This is a genomic window from Nocardioides oleivorans (assembly GCF_004137255.1).
In the GTDB taxonomy this organism is placed as follows: Bacteria; Actinomycetota; Actinomycetes; order Propionibacteriales; family Nocardioidaceae; genus Nocardioides; species Nocardioides oleivorans.
In genome coordinates, this window is sequence record NZ_SDWT01000001.1 from 2225018 (window position 1) to 2238011 (window position 12994).

Genomic DNA, 12994 nt, shown 5'->3' on the forward strand with positions numbered 1-12994 from the left:
GACAAGAATCTGGACAACGTCCACATTGGAGTAGGATGTTGCTCATGTCAAGATCTGCGAGCGGCTACCACCACGGCAATCTCCAGGCCGCCCTCGAGGACGCAGCCCTCGACCTGCTCGAGACCACCTCCGCGGCGAAGATCAGCCTGCGCGAGGTCGCGCGTCGTGCCGGCGTCAGCCACAACGCGCCCTACCACCACTTCGGCGACCGGGCCGCGCTCCTCGGTGCCCTCGGCGTGCGGGGGATGGCGGACCTGCTCGCGGCCCAGGAGGCGGCGGCCGAGGCCGCCGACGGGACCGTGGCGAAGGTCCGGGCCCTGGGGCTGGCCTACGTGCGCTACGCCGCTGCGCACCCGCAGGGCTTCGCGCTCGTCTTCGATCCGGACTACTGCGGGGTCGACGACCCGTCCTCGGACATGGCCGCCCTGATCGCCCGCAACGAGCAGCTGCTGGGCGGGCTGGTCACCCAGCTCGTCACGGAGCCGGGCTTCGAGGGGCGGGACCCGATGGCGCTGTCGGCGGCGCTCTGGTCGACGGTCCACGGGATGGCGCAGCTCATCACCCTCGGCCACCTCCCGCTCGAGGCGGCCGAGCCCGCCATCCACGCCCTGGTCCGGTAGCCGAGCAATTTCAATCAAGCGCGCGAGGGCCGATCGCTGCGACGCTGGCCGCATGGCGACCATCTACTACACCGCAAGCTCCCTCGACGGCTTCATCGCGACCCCGGACCACTCCCTCGACTGGCTGCTCTCGCGCGACATCGACGAGGCCGGACCGATGCACTACGCCACGTTCCGCAAGCAGATCGGGGCGAGCATCATGGGCGCGACGACCTGCCAGTGGGTCCTCGACCACGACGACAGCGACCAGCCCTGGGGCACGCTGCCCAACTTCGTGATGACGCACCGCGACTTCGCACCCCTGGCCGGTACGACGTTCACGGACGCGCCGATCGCCGAGGTCCACGCGCAGGCGGTCGAGGTCGCGGGGGACGAGGACGTGTGGCTCGTGGGCGGCGGCGAGCTGGTCGGCCAGTTCGCCGACCTCGGCCTGCTCGACGAGGTGTGGGTCCAGTACGCCCCCTGCACCCTCGGCGCCGGCGCGCCGGTGCTGCCGCGCGCCATCGACCTGCGCCTCGAGGAGGTCGCCCGCAACCGCGACTTCATGTGCGGTCGCTACACGGTCGTGCGCTGAGACACCTCCCGACGGTCGTGGACAGCGGGGCCCGCGGGCGGCAGGGTGGACGGACCCCATCGTTCTCGGGAGGACCGAACATGCAGCTCCGCACCCCCATCGCCGCACTCGCCGTCACCGGTGTCCTCGCCGGCCTCGTCGTCGCCACCCCGACCGCGGCCAGCCCCGGAGCCGGGGCAGCCGCGAACGCCGCCGACACGGTCGCCCGGCCGACGGCCAAGAAGCCGACCGCCATCGGCAAGGGCGGCGCGGTCACCACCGTCGACCCCGAGGCGACGGCCGCCGGGCTCAACGTGCTCAAGGCCGGCGGCAACGCGGTCGACGCTGCCGTGGCAGCGGCCGCGACGCTCGGCGTCACCGAGCCCTACAGCGCGGGCATCGGCGGCGGCGGCTACTTCGTCTACTACAACGCCAAGTCCGGCAAGGTCCGCACGCTCGACGGCCGCGAGACCGCGCCGAACAAGATGCCGCAGGACGCGTTCATCGACCCCGCCACCGGGGCGCCGTACACCTTCACCCCCGACCTGGTCACCAGCGGCGTGAGCGTCGGCACCCCCGGAACGCTCGCCACCTGGGACAAGGCGCTGGCCAACTGGGGCACCCTCTCGCTCGGCGACGCCCTCGCCCCGGCGACCAAGGTCGCGCGGCGCGGCTTCAAGGTCGACCCGACCTTCCGCCAGCAGACGCTCGACAACCTCGTGCGCTTCATGGCCTTCCCCGACACCAAGAAGCTGTTCCTCCCGAAGGGCGACGCGCCCAAGGTCGGCTCGATCTTCCGCAACCCCGAGCTCGCCGACACCTACGACCTGATCGCCGACAAGGGCATCTCCACCTTCTACCGCGGCCCGCTCGCCCGGCTGATGTCCGACGTGGTGCGCAAGCCGCGCACCTCGAAGAAGACGAAGCTGCCGGTGCCGAAGGGCTACCTCACGCCGCGCGACCTGCGTGACTACAAGGTCCGCTCTCAGAAGGCCACGAGGTCGACCTACCGCGGGCACGACGTCTACGGCATGGCCCCGTCGTCGTCGGGCGGCACGACCATCGGCGAGGCGCTCGACATCCTCGAGCGCTACAACCTCTCCGCGATGACGACCGAGGCCGCGCTGCACCACTACCTCGAGGCCAGCGCGCTCGCCTTCGCCGACCGCGGGAAGTACGTCGGCGACCCCGCCTACGTCGACGTCCCGGTGAAGCGGCTGCTCGACAAGAAGTACGCCGCCGAGCGCGCGTGCTCGCTCGACCAGACCAGGGCGGCGACCAAGCCCGTCGCTGCGGGTGACGTGACGTCGTACGACGGCATCTGTGGCACCACGCCCAAGCAGGGTGTCGTCGACCAGGACACCGAGAACATCTCGACGACCAACCTCACCGTCGCCGACAAGTGGGGCAACGTCGTGGAGTACACCCTCACGATCGAGCAGACCGGCGGTTCGGGCATCACCGTCCCCGGCCACGGCTTCCTGCTCAACAACGAGCTGACTGACTTCTCGACGGTGTACGACGCCGCCGACCCGAACCGGATCCAGCCGGGCAAGCGCCCGCGCAGCTCCATGTCGCCCACGATCATCCTCAAGGACGGCAAGCCGTTCCTCGCCCTGGGCTCGCCCGGCGGCTCCACGATCATCACGACCGTGCTGCAGATGATCGTGAACCGGATCGACCTCGGCATGACGATCGAGGAGGCCATCGCCGCGCCCCGGGCGAGCCAGCGCAACACGGCGAGCGTCACCGCGGAGCCGGCCTTCATCGACGCCTACGGTGCCGCGCTCACCGCGCTGGGCCACACCCTCGCCCCGGCCGGTGACGCCTTCACCAGCGCCGCGGAGATCGGGGCGGCCACGGCGATCGAGTTCGGGCCGAAGTCGCTGCTGACCGCGGTCGCCGAGCCGAGCCGACGCGGCAAGGGCTCGGCCGCGGTGGTCGACAAGAAGTGACCACCCGCGCGCCTGCCACACTGGAGGCGTGAGCTATCCCTTCCTCAAGGGCCACGGCACCGAGAACGACTTCGTGGTCCTGCCCGACCCCGACGGCACGGTCCACGGCGACCTGCCGGCGGAGCGGGTGCGCGCGCTGTGCGACCGGCGGGCCGGGATCGGCGCCGACGGCGTGCTGCGCGCCGTGCGGGCGGGCGACGGGGACGGCTGGTTCATGGACTACCGCAACTCCGACGGCTCCGTCAGCGAGATGTGCGGCAACGGCATCAGGGTCTTCGCGCGCTACCTCCACGACCACCAGGGCGAGTCGTTCCCGATGCGGATCGGCACGCGTGACGGCGTGAAGGTCCTCGACCGCGCCGGTCAGGAGCTCACCGCCGACATGGGTACGCCGCAGGTGCTGGGGGAGACGAAGGTGTCGGTCGACGGCCGGGGCTGGGCCGCGCTGCACGTGTCGATGGGCAACCCGCACGCCGTGGCGTTCGTCGACGACCTCGACGACGCCGGCCACCTGCTCGAGGCGCCGGAGCACGACCCGGCGGTCTACCCCGACGGGGTCAACGTCGAGTTCGTCGTGCGCCGCGGCGAGCACCACGTCGCGATGCGCGTGCACGAGCGAGGGGCCGGCGAGACCCGCTCCTGCGGCACGGGCGCATGCGCGGTGGCGGTCGCGACCGCCCTCGCCGACGGCGCCCCGCGCGGGACCGCGTACCGCGTCGACGTGCCCGGCGGCACCCTCCACGTCACCTGGACCGACGACGACCGGATCCTGATGACCGGGCCGGCCGTCCTCGTGGCCCAGGGGCAGACCGACCTCTGAGGCGGGTGCGCCTGCGGCAGCAGTCGCCGTACGGTTGCGCACCCGGCTCATCTACGCTCCCCAGCATGGACATCACCGGATCGACCGCCATCGTCACCGGCGGCGCGAGCGGCATCGGCGCCGCGGTCGCGCGCGCCCTCGCAGCCAAGGGCGCCGTGGTCGTCGTCGCCGACCTCAACGCCGAGAAGGGCGAGGCCCTGGCGGCCGAGATCGGCGGCGTGTTCGCCTCGGTCGACGTGACCAGGACCGAGCAGGTCGCCGCCGCCGTGGAGGCCGCTGCCGAGATCGCGCCGCTGCGCGCCTGCGTGAACTCCGCCGGCATCGGCTGGGCCCAGCGCACCATCGGTCGCGACGGCCTCCTGGAGCAGGCCCACGACCTCGACGCCTTCCGCAAGGTCGTCGAGATCAACCTGATCGGCACCTTCGACATGACGCGCCAGGCCGCAACGGTGATGAGCCGCAACGAGCCGGACGCCGACGGCCAGCGCGGCGCGATCGTCAACCTCGCCTCGGTCGCCGCCTTCGACGGCCAGATCGGCCAGGCGTCCTACTCCGCCTCCAAGGGAGGGGTCGTCGGCATGACCCTCCCGGTCGCCCGCGACCTGTCCGCGGCCGGCATCCGGCTCAACACGGTCGCGCCGGGCCTGATCGACACCCCGATCTACGACGCGTTCCCCGATCCCGACGAGTTCAAGGCCAACCTCGGTGCCAACGTGCTCTTCCCCAAGCGCCTCGGCCACGCCGCCGAGCTCGCGAGCATGGTCGTGGAGTGCCTGACGAACTCCTACATGAACGGCGAGACGATCCGCGTCGACGGCGGCATCCGGATGCCTCCCAAGTGAGCTGACGTTTCACCCGGCACCGGCGGGGTAGTCCACCTGTCATGGGGACGACGACGCGAGCGGGTGCCGTGCTGGTGCTGCTGGGCGCGGGCCTCGTGTCGGCCGTCACGGCCGGCCCGTCGGCGTACGCCGCCGCGGTGCCGTGCACGCAGACCTTCGTGTCGACCTCCGGCGGTGGAGGGCAGGAGCAGGTCTTCACGGTCGACGTCCCGCGTGGCACGTGGACCGGTCCCGATGCGCGGGTGACCGACGTCGACGTCAGGATCTACGGGCAGTCCTACGACGCCAACGGCCCGGTCACGATCACCCTGTCCCACCTCGCCCGAGGTGACCTCTTCCGCTCGGGCTTCGGGTCGGGGGGCTCGTACGCGACCTACGACCTGACGTTCGACGACGAGGCCCCGGCCCCACCCGAGCTGGACCAGACGACCGGGTCGGTGCGGCCGCGGACCCCGCTCGCCGTGCACGACCAGCTGCCCGCGCGCGGTGCCTGGCAGGTGGAGGTCACGCAGACGGCGACTCCCGGCTTCCGCGCGCACGGCGTCGAGCTGCGCATCACCACTGCCGACTGCGACTCCGACGGCGACGGGGTCGTCGAGGGCGCGGACAACTGCCCGTCGGTCGCGACCACCGACCAGACCGACTGGGACGGTGACGGCGTCGGCAACGCGTGCGACCCGACGCCGGGGACCGCTCCTGCTCCTCCTCCGCCGCCGGTCACCGAGGTCCCGTCGACGCCCGGGTGCTCCGGGACGTGCGCCTACCCGCGCACCGTCGACCTGTCCCACCGCGCGAAGCAGGAGCGGCTCCGGGGAGAGGTCGACTCGGTCGCGGTCGGCTGCCGCAGCCAGGTGGCGGTGACCCTCTGGCAGAAGCGCAGGGCGCAGGACCGGAAGGTGCTCGTCGTCACCACCCGCAGCAACGGGTCGTACGCCACCAAGGCACCGCGCAGGTCGGGTCGCTACTACGCCACTGTCGGGTCCGCCGGCGAGCCGCTCTGCGGCACCGACCGGTCCCGGAGCGTGCGCGTCAGGGCCCGCTGAGCCACCCGTCCGACCGCCCGGGGCGTCTACGCTGCTCCGCATGGCCGGGGGACGAGGCACGGCGGTCGCCGTCGCGATGGTGACGGCCGCTGCCACGCTGGCCGGTGCCGGTACGACGGAGCCCGCCCGCGCGGCCGTCCCGTGCGTGCTGTCGCAGCCGGCCCTCGCCGCTCCGATCGACCTGGCGCCGGGTGAGTCCGTCACCCGCTCGTTCACGCTGCCCGCCCCCGACGGCCGCGGCGACCTCACCATCGCGGACCTCGACGTGTCCTTGTCGTTCGTCGACTACGCCGTCGGACCGAACATCCACGTCATCCACGCAGGGGTCGACGTCCAGCTGATGGGCGCCTACCCTCCCAGCCCGCCCTCCTCGGCGTACTCCCTGACCTTCGACGACGAGGCGGCTGTGCCGCTGTCCCCGAACTCGCCCGCGGGCGGCCGTTACAAGCCCCCGCAGGTCGCCGGCTTCCTGCCGCTGTCCGCCTTCGACACCACGCCGGTCCAGGGCGCGTACGCGCTCACGGTGACCAACCCGGACACCTCGACGGCGGCTGTCCGCCTCCGCGACTGGACGCTGGTCGTCACCCCGAGCACCTGCGACTCCGACGGCGACGGGGTCGACGAGCGGGCTGACAACTGCCCGAGCGCGGCCAACCCCGACCAGGCCGACTGGGACGCGGACGGGGTCGGCAACGCCTGCGACCCGTCTCCCGGCCCGCCACCCGGGACCCCCGGCTGCAGCCAGGGCTGCGCCTATCCGCGCACCGTCACGCTCGACCACCAGAGGAAGAAGCACCGCCTCCGGGGCAAGGTCGACTCCGTCGCGGTCGGCTGCCGCAGCCAGGTGTCGGTGACCATCTGGCACGCGCGGACGAGGAGGGACCGCAAGGTGCTCGTCGTCACCACCCGCGGCAACGGGTCGTACGCCACCCAGGCACCGCGCAGGCCGGGTCGCTACTACGCCACCGTCGGCTCCGCCGGCGAGCCGCTCTGCGGCGCCGACCGGTCCCGCGCGGTCCGTGTCCGGCGGCGGTGACCCTCGCCCCGCTGGTCTAGCCCGACGGGGCCAGTTCTGCCGATTTCGGCGTGTCCGTTATACGAACGGTGCATGGTCATGCACGTAGGGGAGTGAAGACGACCACATCGGCTCGGAGAACGGGGGCATGACCACCATGACGCAGTCGCGCGAAGCGACGTTCGACGACGCGGTGCGCGTCCAGGACGCAGACGACGGTGAGCTCGCCTCACTCGTCCGGCGCTGGATGACGGCCGGTCGTCAGGAGCGCCTGCGTCGTGACAGCGTCCTGCGCGTCGCGCCCCCGGTCGAGGACGTCGAGGACGTCGTCGAGCCAGCCGTCGAGCCGGCTCCCGTGACGGAGCACGCCGACCCCGTCCTCGAGGAGGGCATCGACACCGCGGCGCCGGTCGCGGAGTCCGCGACGGGTGCGCCCGCCGCCCCCGCCGCCCCCGCCGCCCCGCCGGCGCTCCAGGCCCCGGCCCCACGCACCCCTCCGCTGCCGCACCGCCCGACCGCGGAGGAGACCGAGCACGCCCGCCGGATCGCCGTGCTCATCGACGCCCGCCGCGTCGACGACGACGTCGCCGCGGGCCTCCTGGCCCGCCTCGCCGAGCGCGGCACGGTCAACGTGTGCCGGGCCTACGCCGACTGGAGCCGCTCGGACCTCGGCGCCTGGGTGGGCCGGATGCGCCGCCAGGGCCTCCACTCCTTCCACCAGTTCGCCGACGACGACGAGCAGGCGCTGGTCGCCATGGCGATCGACGCCGTCGACATCGCGCGCGACGCCGCGATCGACGAGTTCGTCATCGTCGGTGACATGACCTCGATGCTCCCCCTCGTCCACCGCCTGCACGCCGCCGGCGTACGCGTCGTGGTGGTCGGTCCCGGACACACGCCCCACGACGTCCGCGGCGCCTGCGACGAGTTCATCGACACGGCGCTGGTCGGCACGCACGAGGTCGCCCCGGTGGGTCGCCACCGCGCCTGACGCCGGGCCCGATTCCTTTACCTTCGCGGTGGTTTGACCCCGCCGGGGTGGGGGAACGGGCCACCCATGGGTGAGCACCTCGGGAGCAAGGTCTTCGTCGGCACGGCGATCGCGGTCGTGGCCGCGCTCGGCATCACGCAGCCCGGCGCCTCGGCCGAGTCGGCGCCCGCGCCCGGCATGCTGCCGCCCACGACCGTGTGCCCCGTCGCGCCGGAGCAGCCGACCGGCGCCGCCCAGTCGCTCCCGCAGGACCCGTGCGAGCCGCCGTTCTACGACTGGGACGGCGACGGGTGGGAGGACTTCTCCGACAACTGCCCGCAGACGTCGAACCCCGGGCAGGAGGACGCGGACGGCGACGGCACCGGCGACGCCTGCGACCCCACGCCGACCGGCGAGCCCACCACCCCGCCCACGACCCCTCCCACGACGCCGCCGACCACGACGCCGCCGACCACCAACCCGCCGACCAACCCGCCGACCAACCCTCCGGCGACGCCCACCGCCGGACCCGCCCCCACGACCGGTCCGGCCCCCGAGCCGATCGAGATCCCGGGCTGCACGACCGCGTGCCTCTACCAGCGCGAGGTGGGCCTGCAGGTGAAGGGCACCAAGCTCCGCGGCACCATCACCTCGCCCGCCACCGGCTGCCGCACGGGCGCCACCGTGACGGTCTGGCGCGTGCACAAGAAGGCCGACCGCCGCGTCATGGTCGTGTCGGCGAAGTCCAACGGCGCGTTCGCGATGAAGCGTCCTGCGCGGGCCGGCACCTACTACGTCACCGTGACCTCTCCGGAGCAGCCGATGTGCGCCTCCGCGAGGTCGCGCCAGGTGAAGGTCAAGCGCTGACCCGGCAACCCCGGCTGTTCGCCCTGGGCAAACTCGTTCGCGCAGGTCAGGCACGCGACCTACGCTTGAGGGCATATGACGAACGCACCTGACCTCCCCGCCGCCGACTTCACGCTGCGTGACGCACTCGACGCGACCCGCGCCTGGGACGACGACACCATCGAGCTCGACGACCAGCTGCTCGACGACACCGCCTCCGACGAGTGGGGCGAGTCCGGCTACGACGACGACGGCGACCCCGAGGAGCTGACCGTCGGCGCCCAGGAGCTGGCCGAGCGCCACGCCCTGCGCCGCGTCGCCGCCCTGCGCACCGAGCTCGAGGACATCACCGAGGTCGAGTACCGCCAGCTCCGCCTCGAGAAGGTCGTGCTCGTCGGCGTGTGGACCGACGGTTCGGTCACCGACGCGGAGAACTCGATGGCCGAGCTCGCGCTGCTCGCCGAGACCGCGGGCTCCGAGGTGCTCGAGGCGGTCTTCCAGCGACGCTCGACGCCCGACCCCGCCACCTACATCGGGCGCGGCAAGGTCGAGGCGATCCGCGAGATCGTCCAGGCCACCGGCGCCGACACCGTCATCTGCGACGGTGAGCTCGCGCCCAGCCAGCTGCGGAACCTCGAGGACAAGATCAAGGTCAAGGTCGTCGACCGCACGGCGCTGATCCTCGACATCTTCGCCCAGCACGCGAAGAGCAAGGAGGGCCAGGCGCAGGTCGAGCTGGCCCAGCTGCAGTACATGAAGCAGCGGCTGCGCGGCTGGGGTGGCAACCTCTCCCGCCAGGTCGGTGGCCGCGCCGCCGGCGGTGACGGCATCGGTGGTCGTGGTCCCGGTGAGACGAAGATCGAGACCGACCGGCGGCGGATCAACACCAAGATCGCCAAGCTCCGCCGCGAGCTCAAGGAGCTGCGCAGCACCCGCGACGTCAAGCGCCAGTCACGTCGCCGCAACCACATCCCCAGCGTCGCGATCGCCGGCTACACCAACGCCGGCAAGTCCTCGCTCCTCAACCGGCTGACCGACGCCGGGGTGCTCGTCGAGGACGCGCTCTTCGCGACCCTCGACCCCACCACGCGGCGTACGACGACCGCGGACGGCCGCGTCTACACGATGTCCGACACCGTCGGGTTCGTGCGCCACCTGCCGCACGGGCTGGTCGAGGCGTTCCGCTCGACGCTGGAGGAGGTCGCCGACTCCGACCTGCTGCTCCACGTCGTCGACGGCTCCCACCCCGACCCCGAGGGCCAGATCGCCGCGGTGCGCGAGGTGCTCGCCGAGATCGGCGCGAACAAGGTCCCCGAGATCATCGTGATCAACAAGGCCGACGCCGCCGACCCGCTGGTGATCAGCCGGCTGCTGGCGCGCGAGCCGCACAGCGTCGTGGTCAGCGCGAAGACCGGCGAGGGCATCGAGAAGGCCCTGGCGGCCATCGAGTCCGAGCTGCCGCGCCCGCAGGTCGAGTTCGACGTGCTGCTGCCCTACGAGCGCGGCGACCTGGTCAACCGGATCCACCAGGAGGCCGAGATCGGCTCGATGGAGCACACCGGCGACGGCACGCTCGTCGTCGGAAGGGCCAACGCCGACCTGGCGGGGGAGCTGGCGGCGTACAGTCGCTGACGTTTTGCGTCGCGCGTGACACCGGAACCTTCGACCGGGGTCACGCGTTGACCCGTCCGGCGCCCGGATTCGGGCGTTGGGTTTCCTCTGAGGGAGTATGTCGCGCATGTCACGTGGTGTCTGGATCCGCTTCTTCCTCGTGCTCGGCCTCCTGGTCGGGTGCGCGGCGCTCGCGGTCAACGTCAAGCCCAACCTCGGTCTCGACCTCAAGGGCGGCGCTCAGTTCGTCTTCGAGGCGGAGGGCACCGACGCCACGCCTGCCAGTGCCGAGAACGTCGACAAGACGCTGCAGGTCCTCCGCGGCCGGGTGGACGCCCTCGGTGTCGCCGAGTCGACCCTGGTCCGCCAGGGTGAGAACCGGATCCTCGTCGAGCTCCCCGGTGTCACCAGCGACGCCGAGGCACAGCGGGCCGAGGAGCGCATCGGGTCGACCGCGAAGCTGACCATCCACAAGGTGCTCGCGACCGCGCAGCCCGACGCGGAGCCCAGCAAGAAGGACAACCAGGTCCTGGCGTCCGACCAGGGCGACACGATCGAGATCGGCCCCACGGTCATCCAGGGCGACGAGATCACCGGCGCCAGCTCGCAGCAGCCGCAGAACAGCGTCGACTGGGTCGTGGCGATCGACTTCAACGGCAAGGGTGGCGACACCTGGGCCGACATCACCGGCAAGGCCGCCTGCAACCCGTCCGGCGACCCGAAGCGACGCATCGCGATCGTGCTCGACGGTGAGGTCATCTCCTCGCCCGAGGTCAACACCGACGTCGGGTGCGACGTCGGCATCCGCGGCGACAGCACCCAGATCACCGGCAGCTACACCGCGAGCGAGGCCGGCGACCTCGCTGCCCTCATCGAGGGCGGCTCGCTGCCCCTCGAGCTCAAGCCGATCTCCGACCGCCTCGTCGGCCCCTCGCTCGGTGCCGCGGCGATCGACCAGTCGATCGAGGCCGGCATCATCGGCATCATCCTGACCGGTCTCTTCATCATCGTCGTCTACCGCCTCGTCGGCTTCGGCGCGACCATCGCGCTGGCGTCCTACGCCCTGCTCGCCTACGCCATGCTCGTCGGGCTCGGGTCGACGCTGACCCTGCCCGGCCTTGCAGGCTTCGTGCTCGCCATCGGCATGGCGATCGATGCCAACGTCCTCGTCTTCGAGAGAGCCAGGGAGGAGTACGAGGCCTACCCGTCCGCGGGCTTCAGGCGCGCCCTCGCCGTCGGCTTCAACAAGGCGTGGAGCGCGATCATCGACTCCAACGTCACCACCCTGCTCGCCGCGGGCCTGCTGTTCTTCCTCGGCTCCGGCCCGATCAAGGGCTTCGGTGTCACCCTGACCATCGGTGTCGTCGCCTCGATGGTGTCGGCGCTGATCATCGCCCGCGTGCTCTGCGACCTCCTCGTCTCCAACAAGCCGGTCTCGCGCCGGCCCCGCCTCACCGGCCTGAGCGACGTCGGTGCCGTGCGCAGGTGGCTGGAGAGGAAGAACCCGCAGATCATGAAGCGCCGCAAGATCTGGCTCAGCATCTCGGGTGCCGCGCTCGTCCTCGCCGTCACCGGCATCGCGACCCAGGGCCTCAACCTCGGCGTCGAGTTCACCGGTGGTCGCCAGCTCGACTACTCCGTGAGCAAGGACATGACCGTCGACCAGGCCCGCCAGGCGGTGGCCGACGCCGGCTTCCCCGAGGCCGTCGTGCAGACCGCCGACACCGCCGACTTCACCGTCCGCACCGGGTCGATCAGCAACGACGAGGAGCAGAAGATCGAGGCCGAGCTGGCCAAGCTCGGCGGCACGGTCGACAAGGTCGACGACCAGACCATCGGCTCGTCGCTCGGCAAGGAGCTGCGCAACAACGCGCTCATCGCGTTCGGCGTCGCCTTCCTCGCCCAGCTGCTCTACCTCGCGATCCGCTTCAAGTGGACCTTCGGCCTCTCGGCCGTCCTCGCGATGGCACACGACGTGCTCCTCGTGACCGGCCTCTTCGCCTGGCTCGGCAAGCCGATCGACGGCATCTTCCTGGCCGCCGCGATGACCATCGTCGGTCTGTCGGTCAACGACTCCGTCGTCGTCTTCGACCGCATCCGCGAGCGCTGGTGGGGATCGAAGCCCGGTGACGACTTCATGGAGCTGGCCAACACCGCGTCCGTCGAGACCATGCCCCGCACGGTCAACACCGGCCTCGGCGCGATGTTCATCCTCGCCGCACTCGCCTTCATCGGCGGCGACTCGCTCCAGGACTTCGCCATCGCGCTCCTCGTCGGCCTGATCATCGGCACGCTGTCCTCGGTCTTCGTGGCCACCCCGCTGCTGACCTACCTCAACCAGCGGTTCCCGATGAGCCGGGTCAAGCGCGAGAAGGTCGTCCGGACCCCCGAGGACTCCGGCGCCGTCGTCTGAGGTTGCTGCCTCAGGAGTCTCCGGATATCCGGTGACCGCCCCGCTTGTCGGCCTGGATCTCGGCCGACAAGCGGGAGACTCGGGTGCAAAGGTCCCGTCGACGGGTCCAGGACGACGTTGCCCGGGCGGCGTAGGCTCTGCCCATGTTGTGGATCCTGTTGATCGTCGTGCTGGGCGTGGTCGCCTACAAGTACCGCGTGAAGATCCTGGCCCGGATCCTCGGCCAGCCCGAGCGGCGCATCGAGCGCCAGATCGGCCGCAAGAAGAACTACTGACGCCGCTTGTGGATGGCGTACGACGTGGTGT

Annotated in this window: 12 protein-coding genes; all 12 read left to right on the forward strand. The window is 71.6% G+C overall.

All coding sequences use genetic code 11. The features are described from left to right. Positions 1-44 precede the first annotated feature (44 nt). The gene (locus EUA93_RS10665; protein WP_165355126.1) at positions 45-620 is read left to right on the forward strand and encodes a TetR/AcrR family transcriptional regulator; all 576 of its coding nucleotides are present in this window, start codon (positions 45-47) and stop codon (positions 618-620) included. A gap of 52 nt (positions 621-672) precedes the next feature. Continuing rightward, positions 673-1194, forward strand: a complete 522-nt coding sequence (locus EUA93_RS10670) for a dihydrofolate reductase family protein (RefSeq protein WP_129400119.1) — start codon at positions 673-675, stop codon at positions 1192-1194. Between the two features lie 80 nt (positions 1195-1274). Further along, on the forward strand, positions 1275-3128 hold the full coding sequence (gene ggt / locus EUA93_RS10675; RefSeq protein WP_129400120.1) for a gamma-glutamyltransferase: 1854 nt from the start codon (positions 1275-1277) through the stop codon (positions 3126-3128). A 28-nt stretch (positions 3129-3156) separates the two neighbouring features. Then, positions 3157-3948: a diaminopimelate epimerase gene (dapF, locus tag EUA93_RS10680; RefSeq protein ID WP_129400121.1), complete on the forward strand. Its 792-nt coding sequence runs from the start codon at positions 3157-3159 to the stop codon at positions 3946-3948. Between the two features lie 65 nt (positions 3949-4013). Further along, complete coding sequence (locus EUA93_RS10685; RefSeq protein WP_129400122.1) at positions 4014-4790, forward strand: SDR family NAD(P)-dependent oxidoreductase; 777 nt, start codon at positions 4014-4016, stop codon at positions 4788-4790. A gap of 41 nt (positions 4791-4831) precedes the next feature. Continuing rightward, entirely contained in the window at positions 4832-5833 is a 1002-nt protein-coding gene (locus tag EUA93_RS10690; RefSeq protein ID WP_129400123.1) for a hypothetical protein, read from the forward strand. A 40-nt stretch (positions 5834-5873) separates the two neighbouring features. Then, the gene (locus tag EUA93_RS22310) at positions 5874-6869 is read left to right on the forward strand and encodes a thrombospondin type 3 repeat-containing protein (RefSeq protein WP_129400124.1); all 996 of its coding nucleotides are present in this window, start codon (positions 5874-5876) and stop codon (positions 6867-6869) included. A 127-nt stretch (positions 6870-6996) separates the two neighbouring features. Further along, entirely contained in the window at positions 6997-7839 is an 843-nt protein-coding gene (locus tag EUA93_RS10700) for an NYN domain-containing protein (protein WP_129400125.1), read from the forward strand. Positions 7840-7905: 66 nt separating this feature from the next. Next, positions 7906-8685: a thrombospondin type 3 repeat-containing protein gene (locus tag EUA93_RS22270; protein ID WP_207208659.1), complete on the forward strand. Its 780-nt coding sequence runs from the start codon at positions 7906-7908 to the stop codon at positions 8683-8685. Positions 8686-8760: 75 nt separating this feature from the next. Further along, on the forward strand, positions 8761-10296 hold the full coding sequence (hflX, locus tag EUA93_RS10710; protein WP_129400126.1) for a GTPase HflX: 1536 nt from the start codon (positions 8761-8763) through the stop codon (positions 10294-10296). Between the two features lie 106 nt (positions 10297-10402). After that, the gene (gene secD, locus EUA93_RS10715) at positions 10403-12688 is read left to right on the forward strand and encodes a protein translocase subunit SecD (protein ID WP_129400127.1); all 2286 of its coding nucleotides are present in this window, start codon (positions 10403-10405) and stop codon (positions 12686-12688) included. Positions 12689-12831: 143 nt separating this feature from the next. Continuing rightward, positions 12832-12963, forward strand: coding sequence for a hypothetical protein (locus EUA93_RS22235; protein ID WP_275937871.1), 132 nt, complete (start codon positions 12832-12834; stop codon positions 12961-12963). Positions 12964-12994 lie beyond the last annotated feature (31 nt).

Excerpts from the sequence above, each read along its gene's own strand:
- EUA93_RS10665 (WP_165355126.1), top strand. The coding sequence starts at position 45 with ATGTCAAGATCTGCGAGCGGCTACCACCACGGCAATCTCCAGGCCGCC.
- EUA93_RS10670 (WP_129400119.1), top strand. The coding sequence starts at position 673 with ATGGCGACCATCTACTACACCGCAAGCTCCCTCGACGGCTTCATCGCG.
- ggt (WP_129400120.1), top strand. The coding sequence starts at position 1,275 with ATGCAGCTCCGCACCCCCATCGCCGCACTCGCCGTCACCGGTGTCCTC.
- EUA93_RS10685 (WP_129400122.1), top strand. The coding sequence starts at position 4,014 with ATGGACATCACCGGATCGACCGCCATCGTCACCGGCGGCGCGAGCGGC.
- EUA93_RS10690 (WP_129400123.1), top strand. The coding sequence starts at position 4,832 with ATGGGGACGACGACGCGAGCGGGTGCCGTGCTGGTGCTGCTGGGCGCG.
- EUA93_RS22310 (WP_129400124.1), top strand. The coding sequence starts at position 5,874 with ATGGCCGGGGGACGAGGCACGGCGGTCGCCGTCGCGATGGTGACGGCC.
- EUA93_RS10700 (WP_129400125.1), top strand. The coding sequence starts at position 6,997 with ATGACCACCATGACGCAGTCGCGCGAAGCGACGTTCGACGACGCGGTG.
- EUA93_RS22270 (WP_207208659.1), top strand. The coding sequence starts at position 7,906 with ATGGGTGAGCACCTCGGGAGCAAGGTCTTCGTCGGCACGGCGATCGCG.
- hflX (WP_129400126.1), top strand. The coding sequence starts at position 8,761 with ATGACGAACGCACCTGACCTCCCCGCCGCCGACTTCACGCTGCGTGAC.
- secD (WP_129400127.1), top strand. The coding sequence starts at position 10,403 with ATGTCACGTGGTGTCTGGATCCGCTTCTTCCTCGTGCTCGGCCTCCTG.
- EUA93_RS22235 (WP_275937871.1), top strand. The coding sequence starts at position 12,832 with ATGTTGTGGATCCTGTTGATCGTCGTGCTGGGCGTGGTCGCCTACAAG.